Origin of the sequence: Lacticaseibacillus pantheris DSM 15945 = JCM 12539 = NBRC 106106 (assembly GCF_001591865.1) — a bacterium.
Lineage (GTDB): Bacteria > Bacillota > Bacilli > Lactobacillales > Lactobacillaceae > Lacticaseibacillus > Lacticaseibacillus pantheris.
This window is the reverse complement of the sequence record NZ_BCVS01000043.1, coordinates 1-18540: the sequence shown is the minus strand read 5'-3', so window position 1 is coordinate 18540 and position 18540 is coordinate 1. Positions and strand designations below refer to the sequence as shown.

Annotated in this window: 16 protein-coding genes; 2 read left to right on the top strand and 14 right to left on the bottom strand. The window is 54.3% G+C overall.

The window, feature by feature from the left end; genetic code table 11:
* Window positions 1-448 precede the first annotated feature (448 nt).
* The 9 genes from ftsH to pth form a co-directional block, all read right to left on the bottom strand.
* Window positions 449-2590, bottom strand: coding sequence for an ATP-dependent zinc metalloprotease FtsH (gene ftsH, locus LPA02S_RS06115; protein WP_056956241.1), 2142 nt, complete (start codon window positions 2588-2590; stop codon window positions 449-451).
* 85 nt (window positions 2591-2675) lie between these two features.
* A complete protein-coding gene (hpt, locus tag LPA02S_RS06110) occupies window positions 2676-3212 on the bottom strand; it encodes a hypoxanthine phosphoribosyltransferase (protein WP_054649768.1) in 537 nt (178 codons plus the stop codon).
* Window positions 3202-4569, bottom strand: a complete 1368-nt coding sequence (gene tilS / locus LPA02S_RS06105; RefSeq protein ID WP_054649766.1) for a tRNA lysidine(34) synthetase TilS — start codon at window positions 4567-4569, stop codon at window positions 3202-3204. Before tilS ends, hpt begins: the two co-directional genes overlap by 11 nt.
* A 95-nt stretch (window positions 4570-4664) precedes the next feature.
* Window positions 4665-5210, bottom strand: coding sequence for a S1 RNA-binding domain-containing protein (locus LPA02S_RS06100; protein ID WP_054649764.1), 546 nt, complete (start codon window positions 5208-5210; stop codon window positions 4665-4667).
* A 32-nt stretch (window positions 5211-5242) separates the two neighbouring features.
* Window positions 5243-5638: an FtsB family cell division protein gene (locus tag LPA02S_RS06095; protein ID WP_054649762.1), complete on the bottom strand. Its 396-nt coding sequence runs from the start codon at window positions 5636-5638 to the stop codon at window positions 5243-5245.
* 94 nt (window positions 5639-5732) lie between these two features.
* Window positions 5733-5993 carry an RNA-binding S4 domain-containing protein gene (locus LPA02S_RS06090; RefSeq protein WP_054649760.1) on the bottom strand — a complete coding sequence of 87 codons (261 nt, stop codon included), beginning with the start codon at window positions 5991-5993 and terminating at the stop codon, window positions 5733-5735.
* A 1-nt stretch (window position 5994) separates the two neighbouring features.
* Window positions 5995-7596, bottom strand: coding sequence for a putative polysaccharide biosynthesis protein (locus tag LPA02S_RS06085; RefSeq protein ID WP_054649758.1), 1602 nt, complete (start codon window positions 7594-7596; stop codon window positions 5995-5997).
* The gene (gene mfd, locus LPA02S_RS06080; RefSeq protein ID WP_056956244.1) at window positions 7593-11126 is read right to left on the bottom strand and encodes a transcription-repair coupling factor; all 3534 of its coding nucleotides are present in this window, start codon (window positions 11124-11126) and stop codon (window positions 7593-7595) included. The genes LPA02S_RS06085 and mfd overlap by 4 nt, the downstream gene beginning before the upstream one ends.
* 73 nt (window positions 11127-11199) lie before the next feature.
* Window positions 11200-11757 (bottom strand): aminoacyl-tRNA hydrolase, encoded by a 558-nt coding sequence (gene pth, locus LPA02S_RS06075; protein WP_054649756.1) that lies wholly within the window; start codon window positions 11755-11757, stop codon window positions 11200-11202.
* Window positions 11758-12015: 258 nt separating this feature from the next.
* Here pth and LPA02S_RS06070 point away from each other — a divergent pair, with 258 nt between their 5' ends.
* A complete protein-coding gene (locus LPA02S_RS06070) occupies window positions 12016-12990 on the top strand; it encodes an L-lactate dehydrogenase (RefSeq protein WP_056956246.1) in 975 nt (324 codons plus the stop codon).
* 568 nt (window positions 12991-13558) lie between these two features.
* Window positions 13559-14938, top strand: a complete 1380-nt coding sequence (locus LPA02S_RS06065) for a L,D-transpeptidase family protein (protein ID WP_056956248.1) — start codon at window positions 13559-13561, stop codon at window positions 14936-14938.
* A gap of 93 nt (window positions 14939-15031) precedes the next feature.
* Here the strand turns inward: LPA02S_RS06065 and cbpA are convergent, their stop codons facing one another.
* The 5 genes from cbpA to acpS all read right to left on the bottom strand — a co-directional run bounded on the left by cbpA (window position 15032) and on the right by acpS (window position 18182).
* A complete protein-coding gene (gene cbpA, locus LPA02S_RS06060) occupies window positions 15032-15697 on the bottom strand; it encodes a cyclic di-AMP binding protein CbpA (protein WP_056956250.1) in 666 nt (221 codons plus the stop codon).
* A gap of 214 nt (window positions 15698-15911) precedes the next feature.
* Window positions 15912-16322 (bottom strand): type II toxin-antitoxin system PemK/MazF family toxin, encoded by a 411-nt coding sequence (locus LPA02S_RS06055; protein ID WP_054649750.1) that lies wholly within the window; start codon window positions 16320-16322, stop codon window positions 15912-15914.
* A gap of 14 nt (window positions 16323-16336) precedes the next feature.
* Window positions 16337-16588 carry a hypothetical protein gene (locus tag LPA02S_RS06050; protein ID WP_056956252.1) on the bottom strand — a complete coding sequence of 84 codons (252 nt, stop codon included), beginning with the start codon at window positions 16586-16588 and terminating at the stop codon, window positions 16337-16339.
* Window positions 16589-16698: 110 nt separating this feature from the next.
* Complete coding sequence (gene alr / locus LPA02S_RS06045; protein WP_054649746.1) at window positions 16699-17829, bottom strand: alanine racemase; 1131 nt, start codon at window positions 17827-17829, stop codon at window positions 16699-16701.
* Window positions 17829-18182 carry a holo-ACP synthase gene (gene acpS / locus LPA02S_RS06040; protein ID WP_054649744.1) on the bottom strand — a complete coding sequence of 118 codons (354 nt, stop codon included), beginning with the start codon at window positions 18180-18182 and terminating at the stop codon, window positions 17829-17831. Before acpS ends, alr begins: the two co-directional genes overlap by 1 nt.
* Between the last annotated feature and the right edge of the window lie 358 nt (window positions 18183-18540).

The following is an 18540-nucleotide window of genomic DNA, read 5'->3' as shown; positions in this document are numbered from 1 at the left end:
TCACCGTTCCGGGTCCACTCGTCTCCGCACCCCACGGCCCCCCCACCGGTCAGAACCACAGTTGCAGAAATTTATGAAAAGTCTGGACTACCACGAGATTCATACCAGTGCACCCAAAGTTAGATGGTGGCTACCAAGTTTGTTGAACAACTCACAACTCAAACCTGAGATGGACAAAAGCCTAACCGAAAAAATACTGTGTGCTTGTGTGACTAGTGCCACCTGTGCCAGGGACCAGATCAGAAGGATAACGTATTAATAAAGAATCGAGGTATCTTTGATTAGAGTCACCGAAGTATCTGGAACCCCCGTCCGCGAGTTCGTAACCACCCCGCCCTGGCAGTGGATTACCACGGAGTACCCACATAAGCTACAGCTCACCGAGTCGACCGGCGCTGCAGCCTAAACGCACAAAAGGGCCGGACATCCGTCCGACCCTCGTTACTGATTATGCTGTTGGTGGCTCATCATCATCTGACGATGACGATGCTGCACTACTACTTGGTGCACTCGACGCAGCACTGGAAGGTGCCGCCTCCGACGGTGCACTTGCCTCGCTACTGTCTGCCGCCACGCTTGTATCCTCAGCTGCACTACTGTGTGCCGCCTCTTCGGATTCCTGACGTGATGCTTCCTTTTGCTCCAAAGCCTTCTTTGCTTCCTCATAGGTCGCAGCCTTTTCGCTTGGGAATTCAGACTTAGTTTCTGGCATCTTACCCGTATTGAAGAGACTCAAAATCTGTTCTTCATTCAGCGTCTCGTACTTCAACAGGGCTTCAGCAATCACCTTGTGCTGTTCACGGTGTGCCTCAATGATATCGTGTGCCTGCTGGTGGGCTTCATCAATAATCCGCCGTACCTCAGCATCAATATCGTTGGCCGTCTGCCCGGAGTAACCCGCACCAGCGCCATAAGCCGCCTGCTGGCTTTCCTTCTCCAGAGCAACCGTGCCCAACTTGTCGGACATCCCGTACTTCGTCACCATGGCCCGAGCAATATCCGTTGCCTGCTCAAAGTCGTTCGAAGCACCGGTACTCTCCGTGTTAAAGATAATTTCTTCAGCCGTCCGGCCACCCATCAAGCCGACAATCTGCTCGTTGAGTTCCTTCTTGCTCAGTAAGAACTGGTCATCCTTCGGTAGCATGATGGCATAGCCACCCGCCTGCCCACGAGGGATAATCGTAACCTTCCGCACAGTCCGTGAGTCCGATAGCACCAGACCAATAATCGCGTGCCCAGCTTCGTGGTACGCAACCTGCGTGCGTTCCTTCGGCTGGATAACGCGGTCACGCTTAGCCGGCCCCGCAATTACTCGGTCCTCAGCTTCGTCCAGATCGCTGGCATCAATCTTGGTCTTCCCACGACGAGCGGCAACCAGTGCCCCTTCATTCAGCAGGTTTTCCAAATCGGCACCCACGAACCCAGGCGTCTGCTTGGCGATGGTCTTCAAATCAACGTCATCGGCAAACGGCTTGTTCTTGGCGTGCACCTTCAGGATAGCCTCGCGACCCTTAACGTCGGGCTGGCCAACCAGAATCTTACGGTCAAAACGACCAGGACGAAGCAAAGCCGGATCCAGAACGTCTGCCCGGTTCGTAGCGGCCATAACGATGACGCCCTCGTTACCAGTAAACCCGTCCATCTCGACCAGCAACTGGTTCAAAGTTTGTTCACGTTCGTCGTGACCGCCGCCCATACCAGCGCCACGCTGGCGACCAACGGCATCAATTTCATCAATAAAGATGATGGCTGGTGCCTTCTTCTTGGCCTCGTCAAAGAGGTCACGAACACGGGAAGCACCAACACCGACAAACATTTCCACGAAGTCAGAACCGGAGATGGAGAAGAACGGTACACCCGCTTCACCAGCAACGGCTTTGGCCAGTAAGGTTTTACCAGTACCTGGCGGGCCCTCGAGGAGCACACCTGATGGAATACGGGCACCCAACTTCAGAAACTTCTTGGGGTCCTTCAGGAACTCAACAACTTCAACCAGCTCCTGCTTCTCTTCCTCGGCACCAGCAACGTCAGAGAAACGTACCTTGTTGGCCGTCTTGTCCGACTGCTTTGCCCGTGACTTACCGAAGCTCATCATGCGGTTGCCACCGCCCTGTGCGCCCTGATTCATCATCATGTAGAAGATCACCATCATCAGAACCAACGGCACCACGGTAATCAACAGGCTGACCCACGCGCTAGTCTGCGACTCCTCAGCAGTTGAGTTCTTAATGTTATGCTTAGCGGCCAACGTGTCGATCTTCTTGATCGTACTATCGTTGTCAGGAATGCGGGTAGTAAATCCGGTCACCGACTGTGTCTTTGACTCCCCAAGTAAACCAGTGCTCTTTTGCTTGGTGGTCTTCGACTTACGGTACTCACCACTGACCTTGTAAACCCCGCCGCTTGGCTGAATGGAGAATTCCTTCACCTTGTTCGTTTTCAGCGCGGTCACAAACTGACTCGTCGTCAGTGACTTTGTGGTACCCCCGCTGTCGCCACGCATATAGTATCCGAATCCCGCAACCAGCAGCAAGAATAACACGATGTACGTGAGTGTGCTGCTGAACAGGCCGGTCTTATTATTTTTCATGCACAACCTCCAGCAAAAACTTCATTAAAAAGCTAATTCAAAGCTATATACGAGAATACCACACAATGCATGGCACTGCCCATCATTACTTATATACTTCTGGTTTTAGTACGCCAACATACGGTAGGTTCCGGTACAGTCCCTTGTAGTCCAAGCCGTAGCCCACTAAGAACTCGCCCGGCACCGTTTCCCCGACATAATCGGCCTGCACATCCACCGTACGGCCCGCCGGTTTATCCAGTAGCGCCACGATTTTAACTGAGCGTGCACCGCGATGCGCAAACAAAGCTTTCAGGGCTTTGAGTGTCGTACCCGTATCCACGATGTCCTCGACAATCAGAACGTCGCGTCCCTTGACGCTGGTATCCAAATCCTTATCAATTCGGACATCCCCCGTCGACTCGGTACCACCGTAATAGCTGGAAACATCCATAAAGTCAATTTCCAAATAATCGTCGTACGCGCGGATAAAGTCGGTCATGAAGACAACCGCGCCCTTCAAAACGCAGACACACAGCGGCTTAGCGTCAGCATAATCATCGTGGACGGTTGCCGCTAACCGGCGTACCGTTGCGTCAATGTCTTGTGCTGAATACAAAACTTTCAATATATCAGAATTCATCCCTGTTATTACCCCCGTCGTCCGGTCGGAAAACTAACTGTGCCTTGATTTTAGCAGTTTGCTCGCCCGTAAACAATTGCCCCGGGCGGGCATTTTCAGCCCACAAAACCTGATGGCCGGAAGCAGCCACCCATAGTTGGTCGCGGTCAGTGCCCGGCACGTGCATGTTGGTGAGAAAACGGCCTAGCTTTTGGTGCTCGCCGTGGGCCAACTGCAACCAATCGCCTGGTTGCCGGTGCCGGATGGTCACTGGTAGCTGCCAAACCATGGGCGCGGACATTACCCGGTAACCATTGGGCACATTGTCACTGGCCAGCAGCCACACGCCGCCCGCTCCGCTTGCCGGTGCATTCAGGCCACCAAGAGTACAAGTGGAGTCCGCCACGACCACGGGTGAACGCAGGCGCACGTGCCGACGTTGAATGTATAAGGCCTGTGCCGCACTCAAAGCCACGATTCGCTCACGCCCATCGTTAACGTTAAGGGCGGAATAAACCGCCAGTACCTGCCGATGACTAACTGCCGGGTGCCACTGGGATAAAAGGTGTTGTAATAATAGTTTTTGAACAGCTGTGGACTCATTCTGGACATCTTGCCAGGTAAACTCATCAGACTTTAGTCTGACTTTTCCTGACAAATGACGTAATGTCACATCGGCGAGCGTCTGCAAGCCCGTTAATTCCTCGGCAAAGCGTGCGAGGTGCTGTTCAGTATCGGGCCAACGTGAACTCAGGGTTGGCAAAACTTCGTGCCGTAAAAAGTTGCGGTCGTACGCGGTATCGTCGTTACTTTGATCGTGTACGTAGGGGACGCCTGTGCGATCGCAATAATCCTGGAGGCTTTGCTTCGGCACCCCCAAAAGCGGCCGCACCACCCGTAGCCCCCGTTGTTCGGTATCAGCGTGGATGCCAGTCGCACCAGCGACGCTACCTGCCCGTGCCAACCGAAACAGGACGGTTTCCGCCTGATCCCCCAGATTGTGGGCCGTCATCAACACGTCGTAGTGCTCCCGCTGGGCCAGCTGGGTAAAGACGGCGTAACGAAACTGACGGGCCGCTGCTTCAACACCACTGCGGGGATGCTCGTCCCGGGGCCAGTCAACAACACGACAAGTGACACCCAGTCGTTCAGCATAGTCACGCACCAACTGGGCCTCCTGATCCGCTACATCGCGCAGTTGGTGGTTAACGTGCACGACCCCGAGTTCCAAATTCGTGGTACCAGCACTGCCAGCTAGCAACGTCAGTAGAGCCATCGAATCGGATCCACCAGACACCGCAATCAGGACCCGTGTTTCAGCCGGCAACGCGTATTCAGCTAATATCCGCTCCATTCCCGCCGGACTCAGTTCCACCATCGAATACCCCCTTTGCAAAACAAAGGCCCGACTGCGTCAACCGCACTAAGGGTTGCAACAATCAGACCTATCATTACCATCTCGAGCCAACGGAACTAGCTCCGACGACCGCCGCGACCGCCACGCTTACCCTCGGTGTTATGCCGAATGGTGGACAGACGCTGCTCGCTTTCCTTCAAAAAGTCGGACAGCAGGTCGTCAAAGCCTTCCTTGCCACCGTGCTCCTTGCGGTTTGCCGGGCGGGCACTGCGCCCGGCCGCGTTGTGCCCACCGTTACGGGGCGCACCGTGACCAGTGTGTGGCCGCGCGCTATCAGTACGACCAGCGTGACCATGATCTGTACGCTGGTCGCCGTGGTGCTCCGCTTCCTTCTTGATGGTATCGGCGTGTTCTGTCGCCAGCGCTTCATTACCGCTGGCCTTACGAATTGACAGGCCAACCTTGCTACCATCGACGGACAGCACGACCACGTTCACTGCATCGCCGACGCTCACAAAGTCATGAACATCCTGGACAAAGGCATCCGCTACTTCGGAAATGTGCACCAGCCCTGTTTGACCATCGCCAAGATCAACGAACGCCCCAAACTTGGTAATTCCAGTGACCTTACCGCTTAATTGTGCACCAACTGCAACTGACATAAAAAATAATTTCCTCCTCGGAATAACCCGTTTTACTTATCGCCCGGAATGCTGTCATCGCTGTCCGGAATGTTAAAAATGGTTTCGCCCGACTTCGACATGTAGTACTTGGCCCGAATCAACTTTTCTAGGTAATCGGCGTTGTTTAGTTCGTTCACCTGAATTTGTAGATTCTTTTGCTTGGTGGTCACCTTGTGTAACTGCTTTTTGGCCGTGGCCACGCGTGCGGTCGCCTGTACTTGTGCTTGGTGTACGCGCCAAAGTTGGACGCCACCGCCCACCAGCACGAGAACCAGAACCGCCACTAAAATAACACGACGCCGCCGGTGAATCTGCCGACGCCGGTTACGCGCTGCTTGCTGGTCACGTTCAACCTGCTGCGCACGCGTATACGCATTATCCAAATGGCTAATCTGGGCCTTGGCCATCGCGGTTTCCTCCCCACAACTGTACTATCATACTAATCATCTACATCATGCTTCGATGACTTGAGTATAACAAATCTGGCGGTCAAGCGCACCGCTAGTTTGTCGACGATTGTTGGTCAATAACCGTGTACATGCTCTCCGCATCGTTTTTCTTAGTGGTGTCAACCAGTTCATCCACACGCACAACCAACGTCTTGTTACCAAAGCCAATGGTTAACGTGTCGCCTACCGCCACGTCGGTGCTGGACTTGGCCACGCGGTCGTTCACCTGAATGCGCCCCTTATCGGCAATTTCCTTTGCAACCGTCCGCCGCTTGATGATGCGCGACACCTTTAAAAATTTATCTAATCGCATATTATTCCCCTTTACGTAAATGCTTCGTCATGCGTAAAATCCGTGCGCCCACGGGGAGTGCTAGCACCTCGCGCCGGGTAAACAGTCCCGTCCACGCTGCCAGCGCTACCGCTACAATAAGGCCCACTATGGCCCAAAGGATTGCCCAAATAACAGCGCTTACGCGACCCACGGTACCGGTCAACGTCACGCCCGTCCAAACAACGGCGCCCATGCCCGCGGCCACGACCAGCAGTCGCCAGCCAAAGCCGCCGGACCAAATACGCCGGCGAATCAGCGGATCCAGGGCTAGGTAAATGACCATCATGGTCACGCCCAATCCTAGTACCGTCGCCCAGGAGGCCCCGGCAGTCTGCCAATGGTGCACAAAGTAGCTGTTAACTAACGCTTTGACCAGTACACCCGCAAGAATTGCGATTGTGGGCACCCGCACCAAATCCTGACTCTGTAAGATGCTGGCACAGGCATTAATCGCCGCAGTCACCGCAATAATGAGCATGTAGACCTGCAACACCAACGTGCCATCCGTGTCACCGAATAACCCCCGATTTAACAACGGCATTTCGGCACATAGTCCCACCGTCGCCAGCAAAGAAACGGCAACGCTGAGGTGCACCAGCACGGTTCCCGTACGGGTAAAGGTGTGGTCAGCGTGTTGTTGATGTGCCCCACTTAACGGTGGCAGCAGGCTTTGCGTCAGCGCGGTCGCCACGACCAACCCCAACTGTACCATGGGCTGACCGCGGTCATAAATTCCCTTCAGGTTTTCGGCCGCGCTCATCGTCATTCCGGATTCCACCAGCGACTTTGCCACCGTAAAACTGTCAACGAGTTGCAAAATCAATAGGATGGCGGCGTACAGGACCAACGCACCGCCCTCGCTAAAGGTCTGCCACATTAGGTGTGACCACGACGGTACCTGCGTCCGCGCCTGCCCAGCCCCGAAGTCAGTCAGCCGCGGACGTTTAGCGCGTTGCCGCAACCAGCTGATGGCTAATACTGCAGCGGCGGCTAGCGCGCCCAGCACGCCACCGGTCATCGCCCAAGTACCAGTGAGGTAATGAGACCACGATGCGTGGACCGCAATGACGGCGACGGTCAGAATCACACCAACGCGCACTACCTGCTCCACCACTTGGCTCCATGCGGTTTCGGTCATGCTGTACTGGGCCTGAAAGTAGCCCCGCCCCATCGCTAACAGCGGTAACGTGAGGCCCATGCAACCGACCACACGGACCAGCGGTGCGAGTCGTGCATCGCCCATCCAACTGGCGATGATGCCCGCACCAGCAAAGCCGCCGATAAACACGACCCCGCCCCAAATGGCCAGCACTCCGGCCAGGCGCTTCAAGGTACGCTGTCGGGTAACCAGGTCCGGAGTAGTCACCGCTACTTTGGCAACGAACACCGGCCCCGCGGTTAGCGCCATGGTCATAATAATTCCGTACAACGGGTAAATCTGCTGGTAAACGTAGAACCCCGTATTGCCGACTAGGTTTTGGTACGGCACGCGGTACACCGCACTGAGTAATTTGGCAATTAATCCCGCCACGCTGAGAATCCAGGCCCCCCGCATGAGGCGCTTACTGTGCGCGGCGTTCATTTGACCGTCCTCATGTCGGCCAGTTTGGTCACGAAGCCCTCCAGTTCGGTCAGCCAGTCGTCGGTCGCCATCCCCCGAGGGATTGCCAACGTCACCACCAACCGTCCATCCGACTCTGCGACGGTGGCGCGCAGCTTAGTCGCACCTAGAGCCGCAAAGATGGGCTCGCCAGCAAGCTGTTCCGTGGCGACTTTGCTAATCGTCACAAAGAGTTTCTGCTCCTGCTGGTGAATCTTGTCCACCAAAGCAGCATCGGCCGTCCGCTTTAACCGGGCAATGCGTAACAGGTCAGTCACGGGCTGCGGGTAATCGCCAAAGCGGTCAATCAAATCGTCCTCAAGCTCGCGTTCCTGCTCCTCGTTTTCGGTTTCACGGACCCGCTTGTACAGCTCAACCTTCTGCCGGTTGTCCTCGATATAATCGCCGGGAAGGTACGCTTCAACGCTCAACGTCACCTCAGCGTCCGTATGCCGGTCCGCTGGTGCCTGGCCGCGCTTCCGGTCCACCGCCTCTTTAAGCATCTGGGTGTACAGATCATAGCCGACCGAATCGATAAACCCGTGCTGTTGTGCGCCCAGGAGGTTCCCGGCGCCACGAATGGATAGGTCACGCATCGCAATTTTAAAGCCACTGCCCAGCTCGGTAAAGTCGCGGATGGCTGACAAACGCTTTTCGGCGACTTCAGTCAACACCTTGTTGCGCCGGTACATAAAGTACGCGTACGCCACGCGGCTAGACCGACCAACGCGACCACGTAACTGGTAAAGTTGCGCCAGTCCGTAGTGGTCAGCGTCCTCAATGATCAGCGTGTTCACGTTTGGCATGTCGACCCCGGTTTCAATAATGGTCGTCGTGACCAAAATGTCACCCTCACCGCGCATAAAGTCGTAAATCACCGATTCCAACTGTGATTCACTCATCTGGCCGTGAGCATAGACAATCCGCGCCTCTGGGACCAGCGTCTCCAAGTCAGCAACCGTCCGTTCGATATCCTCCACGCGGTTATGCAGGTAGAACACCTGCCCCCCGCGCTCCAGTTCACGCGTAATGGCGCTTCGCACTGCGCCCGCATCCTGCTCCATCACGAAGGTCTGGATGGGGTAACGGTTCGTTGGTGGTGTCTCAATCACGGACAGGTCGCGTACCCCAAGCATCGACATGTTGAGCGTCCGCGGAATCGGCGTGGCCGTGAGCGTCAGGACGTCGATACTGGAACGTAACTGCTTGATCCGCTCCTTGTGCTTCACGCCAAAACGTTGTTCCTCATCGACAATGAGTAAACCTAAGCTCTTGTAGTGCACGTCTTTGCTTAGGAGTCGGTGCGTACCCACGACAATGTCAACGGTCCCATCCTCCAGGCCAGCGATTGTGGCCCGGTTCTGTGCGGCCGTCCGAAAACGTGACAGCATGCCGATGCTGATGGGAAAGTCGCTGAAGCGGTCGGTCATGGTATCGAAATGTTGCTGAGCCAAAATGGTGGTCGGTACCAGCAACGCAACTTGCTTACCGGCCGTGATTGCCTTGAACGCCGCCCGTAGCGCCACCTCGGTTTTACCAAAGCCGACATCCCCGACCAGCAGGCGGTCCATCGGGCGGTCCCGCTCCATATCCCGCTTGATTTCCTTCACGCTCCGAGTTTGGTCCGGTGTTTCGGGGTACGGGAATTCGGCTTCAAAGTCGCTTTGGAGGTCATCATCAGGTGGAAAGGCATACCCCTTTTCCGCCTGCCGCGCCGCGTACAGCTCAATCAGGTCATCCGCAATGTCCTCAATCTTAGCGGCAACCTTCCGTTTGGTCTTAGCCCACTCGGAGCCGCCCAGTTTGTTAACGTGCGGCTTTTTGCCCTCCGCCGAAACGTACTTTTGCACCAGGTTTAACTGGTCAACGGGGATAAACAGCTGCCCGTTATCACGATAGTTGATGGTCAGATAGTCACGGTGCACGCCGTCAACGGTGAGTGTTTGTAGTCCCTGATACTGACCAATCCCGTGGTTCACGTGCACCACGTAGTCCCCGGGTTTAAGCTCGTTATAACTCTTCAGTCGCTCGGCGTTAGCCAGGGTCTGGTGCCGCGCCTTCCGCACCCGCTTTGCGTTGAATAAATCGTGCTCGCTGATGACCACCAGGTGTTGGCTGGGTAGTTCAAAGCCGGCCTCTAAGTTGCCCACGATGACCTGTAATCGTCCCAGCAGTATTCGCTTAGGGCTGGCAATGCTAGCGTCGATTTCAAAGTCGTGCATGGTCTCGGCGGTTTTCTCCGCCCGCCGCTGGTCGTTCACCAATACCACCACGGTCTGCCCCTGCTTTGCCCAGCGGTCCGCCTCCGTTTTGAAGAGCGGCATCTGGCTAAAGAACTGTTGCACGTTACGTGTGGCCACGTTGGTGATGCTGGTCAGGCGGAGATTACCCATCCCCTTTTGGAACAGCGAAATCAGCACGTGTGGGTGCTTGTCCGCCTTCTCCAATTCGGGTAACGGTTGTAACGTGGGCATCAACTCGCCGCCAGGAACATCGCGACTTTGGCCGTCAACGCTGGTTGCGTCCGTATCCAGAAGGCGCGGGTAGTCGTCAAAAAACACCACCGCACCCGCCGGCAGGTAATCCGTGATGGTGGTTTGCTCGGGGTACAGCGCCGCAGCATAGTTAGCGAGGTTGCCATCAACAATCCCCTCGCGCAGATCGGCCACTAGCCGGCTGGCCCGTTGGACAAAGGCGGCGTTCGCATCGAGCGCATCCGCTCCGTCAGCGTGTGCTTTGGTTCCGGCAGCGCGCGCAGCGTCCGTTAGGTCAACGGCGCGCTGAATCCGGTCAGCCGTAGCGTTCAACCTTTGCTCATCGGCTAACATGTCGTTAGCCGGTGGTAGCGTCACGCTATCGACACTGTCCAAACTGCGCTGATTATCGGCGTCGAATTCGCGAATCGAATCGACCTCCGTGTCAAACAGCTCGATACGCACCGGATTATCACGGTCGAGTGGATAAACGTCAATAATGCCACCACGGATAGCAAACTGCCCGGGTGCGCTCACTAACGAGTCGCGCCGGTAACCGCTGGCCACTAACTGTGCACCCAAAGCCGCGGGGTCAACCTCGCTGTCCGGACCAATCGTTAGTCCAGCATGACGCCAGTCAGCCACCGGCGGTAAAAGTCGCCGCAATCCGGCTAACGTGGTCACAACCACACCCTGCTGGTCACTCAGCAGAAAGTTCAGCGCGCCAATACGGTCGTTCCGCTCATCAAGTGAAGTGTTGGCCGCCTCCAGGCTCAATACGTCATCAACGGCAAACTGGTACAACAAAGAAGCCGCGAGACGGTTACCTAAATCGGCAACCAATTCCTCGGCATGATTGCGGTCACTTGCAACCACTAAGAGCGGGTGACCCACCCGCGTAATTGCGGCCTCAATTAGCAGCGTTTTAGCGGATCCGGTCAACCCCGTGAGCAGGTGGCGACCATAATCTAGCTGTGGCCATAATGGTCGCAGTTCTGGCGCATCCGCAAATAGAGCGGTGAAACTAGTTTTTTCCATAGTAAAAGTCTAACCTCAGCCACGATGTCCCGTGGCGTTCAATCATGCATAGCCATCATCACGACTATGCCCCTTAATTGTATTTATTCATTAACTCGGGTAAGTCTTCCCCTTGCAGCCAGTCAAACAGCAGTGAAACGGCCAAGTCTTGCGCCTCACCAACCACAATCGCGTTGTCGCCTTTGAATGGCGTCAATACCCAATCAACAACCGTGGTTTGCGTAGGGTGGGCAATGCCAATCTTGACGCGCGCAAAGTCGTTGGTGCCGATGTTGTTAATGATGTCCTTGATGCCATTATGGCCACCGGCAGAGCCCCGCGCCCGCAGACGCAGCTTACCTACCGGCATATCCAAATCATCCTGAACCACAATGATATCCTCGGGAGCTAGCTTGTAGAAATGCATCAGTTGCTTGACGGCACGCCCCGATTCGTTCATGTAGGTTTGTGGCTCGACCAACAACACCTTCTCACCATCAATCCGTGTGCTGGCGGTAACCGCGTCATGCTCCAATTTAGTCAGGTGCACGTTCAGGTGCTGGGCTAACGAGTCCACCACCATAAAGCCCACGTTGTGTTTGGTGCCAGCATACTTTTTGCCCGGATTGCCCAGGCCGATGACCATCTTCATTACTTTTTGCCCCCATCGCTACTATCAATATTGTCGCGGTCCGTTTAAGGGCCACACGCAAAAAACGGGCAGTTTCAGCCTCCCCGCAGTCGTACCGCAATTGTACCACATACGGTCGTCGGTGTGGGTCGCTCCCAGGCCAGTACGGAGGGTGTAAATGTCGGTCTCAGCACCACAATATGTGTTCACGCGTCCCGGTAGGTATGCTATAATCGGAATCGTATTGTATAAGGTTATTTCAGAAAGGATGATACTACCGTGGCAGAAGCTGCTAAGCACCAGAAAGTTATTCTGATTGGTGACGGGGCCGTTGGTTCCAGTTACGCATTCGCAATGGTCCAGCAGGGCGTTGCACAAGAACTTGGGATTATTGATATTGTGAAGGACAAGACGAAGGGTGACGCAATTGACCTTTCCGATGCCCTCCCATACACGGCACCGAAGAAGGTTTACTCCGCTGACTACAGCGACTGCAAAGACGCAGACATCGTTGTAATCACTTCCGGTGCCCCACAGAAGCCGGGCGAAACTCGTCTGGACCTGGTTAACAAGAACTTGGGTATCATCAACGCCGTTGTTGAACCAGTTGTTGAATCAGGCTTTAACGGTATCTTCCTGGTCGTTGCCAACCCAGTTGACATCTTGACTTACGCTACTTGGAAGATTTCCGGCTTCCCTAAGGACAAGGTTATCGGTTCCGGTACTTCCCTGGACACTGCTCGTTTCCGTCAGGCTTTGGCTGATGAAGCTAAGATTGACGCACGCAACGTCCACGGCTTTATCTTGGGCGAACACGGTGACACTGAATTCGCTGCATGGAGCCACACCACTATCGGTGGTTTGACCATTGCCGAATACACGAAGGCACACCCAGAATTGACTCAGGACAAGCTGAACAAGCTGTTCGAGAGCGTTCGTGACGCTGCCTACACCATCATCAACTTGAAGGGTGCTACTTACTACGGTGTCGGTACTGCCGCTACCCGTATCACTAAGGCCATCCTGAACGACGAGAGTGCAGTATTGCCATTGTCCGTATACATGGACGGTCAGTACGGCATCAACGATGTCTTCATCGGTACGCCAGCCGTTATCGGCCGCAACGGTATCGAGCAGATTATCGAACTGCCTCTGTCCGACGACGAAGCAAAGTCCATGAAGGCTTCTTCAGACGAACTGAAGAAGATCATCGATGGTGCTTTCTCCAAGTCCGACATCAAGTTCCGTCAGTAATTTTAAACCTGACGCAGAACGTAAGGAAGTCCCCCCGAGCTGGGCTCGAGGGGGACTTTTTTGCGCGGGCTCTTAGCGCTTTAGCGCTTAGAGCCCGCCACTCGGAGGCTGTGCGCAAGCACCGCCGAGAGACTGTAGCGTGAACTGTTTTAACCGTAGCCAGACCGAGAATTGTGGCGTGTCCGGCAGGCGGCCCCCTACCTGCCTTTTTAGAGTCGCTTATGCGGCGTCTTCTTGCCTGCACAGCTCGTTTCCATAACCACGAGTACCGGGAGAGCGTTGCAACGCTTTCCACCAGCAACCTTCCAACCACCCAGCATAGTCCCCTTCAATCGGTACCCTTATACTATCCTTCCCCCGAACCCATCCCCCAATTAAACGTCAGCCCCAAGTTATTAAAGATACGTCTGCGTATTGAAATACGCGCAAAAACCGGTATACTGGAGACTGTAATATTTTTGTAACAATGGCTTTTGATAACGATTTTTGTTATCATGGTGCAAACATTTATAGTATACGTGCGTGTGGTCGCCGGCGCGGTCCGGCACACGTGGAAGGAGTTTCCCCGGTGAATTCGAAGAATAAGTTAACCATTGGCATCGCGGCCGTAGCGGTTGTGCTCGTCGGCATTTATAGCGGCGTGGCAATACACTACGGACAACGCTACCTACCGCACACCACCGTTCTGGGGGTCAAGATTAGCGGTCAGACCCAATCCGAAGCCAACCAAACACTGAAGAAGCGTTTTAGCTCCCTCAAGTACCAGATTAAGGACGGTAAGAAAACCGTCGCCACCACTAGTGGGACAAAGTTAGGGATTCGTCGGTCATTTACTAAGACCTTGTCCACTTTGGCAAAGCAACAGAACCAGTGGGCCTGGTTGGGACACGCTTTGGGTTTGAGTGGCAGTAGCGCCAAAGTTGACCCGGTCATCAACACCAAACAGTTACATGCTTACACCAAAGCACTAACCACCAAGGTAAACGCGAAGCGGAAGGCCTCCAAGGACGCCAACATGTCGTTCAACAAGTCTGGTCTCCAGGTCACCAAAGAAGTGTACGGTAACCAACTTGACGTAGATAAACTAAACCAGACGATTGTATCCGCTATTCGCGACGATCAACAGACGGTTCAGGTTAACCAAACCTACATCAAACCTGCCGTAACCACCAAATCGGACAAGTTTATTCAGGCTAAAACCAAGCTACAGCAGTTGGCTAAGGAAAGCGGCAAGGTCACCGTTGAAAACCACAGTGAGAACATCACTAAGTCTGATCTGTACCAATGGCTGGGTTACAACAATGGCGAAATCACCGTTGATGAGACGGGCGTAAAAAACTTCGTCAAGGCTATGGGTGACAAGTACGATACGAACGGCAAGGAACGGACGTTCAACTCCACCAAACGTGGTACGGTCAAAGTTCCGGGTGGTACGTACGGTTGGTCAATTCAGCAAAACGCTACCACTCAAGACGTCATCAGCCGCATTAAGGCGGGCAAAGACTTCACCGTCAAGGCCACTACGGCTGGTTCTGGCTACCACGCTGATGGGACTGATATCGGTAATACGTACGTAGAGGTAGACCTTCAAAACCAGCACGAGTACTACTACAAAGACGGCAAGTTGACGTTGGACTCCGACATTGTCTCGGGTAAGCCTAGCGCCGGGGATTCTACACCAGTGGGCGTTGACTTCGTCTGGTCGAAGCAACAAGACGCCACTTTGCGGGGAATTGGTCAAACGGGTAAGGACTACGCTACCAAGGTGAAGTACTGGATGCCGATTGACTACACCGGTGTGGGCCTCCACGACGCCTCCTGGCAGCCTAAATTCGGGGGCGACTGGTACCTATCCCACGGTAGTAACGGTTGTATCAACAACCCACCAGACTTCATGACGAAGTTGTACGCGGCCGTAGATTTGGGGACACCAGTCATCGTCTTCTAAACCCGTCACTTATCTGTAACCAAACAAATGGCGTCAACTATCGCGGTAAGCGGTAATTGGCGCCATTTTTGTGGCTATAAACAAGTTGAAGTACTACTCGCCTTCATCAACCCGCATGAGTTGCCCACTCTGGAGGTTATCGATTTCCACAACTTTGAAGTGCTTACGTTCCAATCGCTGAACAATTTCGTTCACCGTGGTTTCGTCCGTACCTGCTGGCAAAGTAAACAACGTCCGCCGCACGTATTCGCCGCGCTTAGCATCCAGCGTCAGGCAACCAGCAATGGAGGCATACTTGGAAATGATCTTGCTCATCACGGCCAGATCACCACGTTCATCCGAACTAGCAACCGTCAGCACGTATGAACCCACGCTGATGTTCCAAGCGTCGGACAGCATGTTCAGTAAAGCAGTATGTGTGAGGATACCGTAGAAGTTGGCCGATTCATCGAGTACCGCGATGTAAGGCAAATCCTTAATGTTAAAGAACACCTTGAAAAACGGCGCGCTGACCGGAATGGTCTTGGTTGCGTTCTTCAGCAGGTGGGTCACGGGCAAAGTCATGTCGCCACCCTGGCTCTTGTGGCGGTAAATATGCATTTTGTAGATATTACCACGGAAAATGGTACCCGTTTCGTCAAGGATTGGCACACACCGAAAACCGGAGTCCTCCAGTACCTTCAGGGCCTCTTCCAAAGTGACGGTTTCCTTGACGGTCGTCAAAAATTCCTTCTTACGCACTAATGACTTAATCAGCATAACAAACCTCCCGGGATCACTTGCGTTCCCTTTTTCTAAGCGAAATCTAATCGGTTTCTATCATACCATACATACCCAGGCGTAAGCACTACCGACCGGGGCAAATCTACCGACAATTAAGTTCACGCGCCTATCCGTTGCCTAGGCGTACTAAAAAACCGGCAACAAATGCTACCGGCTCGCTGGTGCTTATGTAATATGTAGAACCACAACGCTACTTTGAGGACTTGGTACTATGGGTATTGCGCCGTTTGCCGTTGCCCGTCGGGTGCATCGGCCGTAACGCAACCGACACGCCTAGGGCCTCATCGACCTGCACCATCTTATCGTCAGGTAGCGTGGCGATGCGGTCCCGCAAACGCTGCTTATCGATTGTCCTAATCTGCTCCAGCAGCACCACGGAATCGCGTTCAATACCGTCCTTGCCCCCGACTAAACCAACGTGGGTCGGCATCTTGGGTTTCGAGATGCGGCTCGTAATGGCGGCCACAATGACCGTCGGGCTGTAGTGGTTCCCAACATTATTCTGAATAATTAATACGGGACGCATTCCGCCTTGTTCTGAACCCACAACGGGCGACAAGTCAGCGAAGAAGACGTCCCCGCGCTTTACTTTTTCTGCCATACCTCACCCCAACATTAACAAAAGTGTGAGTACGCCTCCGCTTCGCAAGCGGTAAACTCGTCACAAATCTCTTCATTCAAGTTACCCATCGCCCGGTAGCCCGCAATTAACTGGGCAATCTCTTCGCCGTGCATGTTAATGAACTCATTCAACGCCTCTTGGACCGCCGTCTGCATGTCCACATCATTCAGCTCACAGTACGCCTCGATTTTTTCCTCAACCGACGCGTCCATGCTGACAGAAAGCTTATCCTGATAATCACTCATGGTGTAACTCCCCCAGTCGCTTTTTCCTCGTAACCATAACGCTAGCACAATTTACACAGAAAATCATTAGTATTTGGTGCTTTTACCATCAATTAATTACAAATTGGGGTCTAAGCACCAACCGGATTGATTGACTCCCGTGGTATTCGTTCGCTCATGGCACAGGCAATCTCGTAGTGGATGGTACCGGCATAATCGGCCACGTCCTGCAACGAAATAACGTTATTGCCATCCTGACCTACCAGTGTGACTTTGGTTCCCGCTGGGTACGCCCGTGGCATTCTGATCATCAATTGGTCCATGCAGACCCGCCCCACGATGGTACACTCCTGACCGTCGACCAGGCCGTGAAAGCCTTGCATCCGCCGGGGGTAGCCGTCAGCGTAACCGATGGGCACCGTGCCGATCCATTCATCCCCGCTAGCTCGATACGTGGCGCCGTAAGAAACTGCATCGCCAGCGTGAATCTGCTTGCACTGCACTAGTGCCGATACCACGCTCATAGCCGGTTGCAACTCGTAGGGTGTCTGCTCAATCGCCCGTCCTGAGGGGTTCAAGCCGTAAATGCCCACACCAAAGCGAATCATGTTGCCGTTGCAGGCCGCGTGCCATAGACTCGTCGCGGTGTTTGAGACGTGCACGTACCGCGGCCGCTCAGGGAATGCTGCAACCAGTTGCTTAAACTTAGCTACCTGCTCCTGGAAATAGCTGGTATCCGGATCGTCCGCCGTGGCAAAGTGGGTGAAGACGCCCTCAATTTGCAGTCCATCTAGGCCCGTAATTGTATCCAACACTGCCCGCAAATCGTCCAGATTGCGGAACCCAATGCGCCCCATCCCCGTATCCAAGGCCACGTGCACCGCGAGTGGATGATCCGCGGCGAGGTACGGCCGGGCCGACTCCAGCCACTCCGCATCAACCAGCGGCACGGCAACGTGGTTAATGGCGGCCAGTTGAACGTACTCGGGAGATACCACCCCAAGAACCAAGATTGGTTGCTCAAAACCAGCTTCACGCAGCGCCAAAGCCTCGTCCAAAATGGCAACGCAAAAGCCACGCGCCCCAGCTGCGAGCGCCACGCGGGCGACGCGCAACAAGCCGTGACCATAAGCATCAGCTTTGATGACCGCAAAAAGCTCCGTCTGGTCGTCCAGGCGTGCCACTTCGCCACTAACGTTGTGCTTGATTGCCGCCTCATCAACTAATACTCGCGTCGGACGGTGCGTACCAATTACTGTCATTAGTTCTCTTCCTCCAGTATGACCTCGGTCATAACTAAATCATCCGTGTGACTAATCGATACGTGCGCGTGGCCGCTAAACGGTCCCGAGACGTGCGGTTGCCCCTGCCCACCATCGATAATTTCAATGTCTTGCCAGCCAACTGCTCCAATCCCCGTGCCGTAAGCCTTACTGTACGATTCCTTGGCGGAAAAACGGCCAGCCAAATACTCCCAGGCCCGGCGCCCGGAGTACGCATTAAATTGACGCAACTCAGCGTCCGTCAACACTTTGGCCGCAAAGTGTGCGTTACGCTCCTGCGCGTGCTGAATCCGTGCAATCTCCGTGATGTCGACGCCTAAACCGTGAATCATGTAGTACCTCCACAAACCTGCTCAGTAATAATCTACCCCTAATTTTACCAGTTTTCCCGCAATAATAACGTGAAAACAATTCAAAGTGAGGTGAAAACACACGTATCTACCCAGGGCGCGTGTTTCATAACCAGGTAGAGGTGTCTGTAGTCTGCAAAAGCCCCAAAGCCCATGTGCGGGTACAACAACGCAAAAAGACGACCGCAATCTGCAGTCGTCCTATATACTGATGGACGCGTCTTCCTTTAAGAATCAGCGTTCACCTCAAGTCGTTCTCTAGCCAGCTGACACTCCCCGCGGCAATGGCTTGTTGAAACGAGTTCCGCCCCGCAGAAAGCGACGTATAAGCAAACCCAGT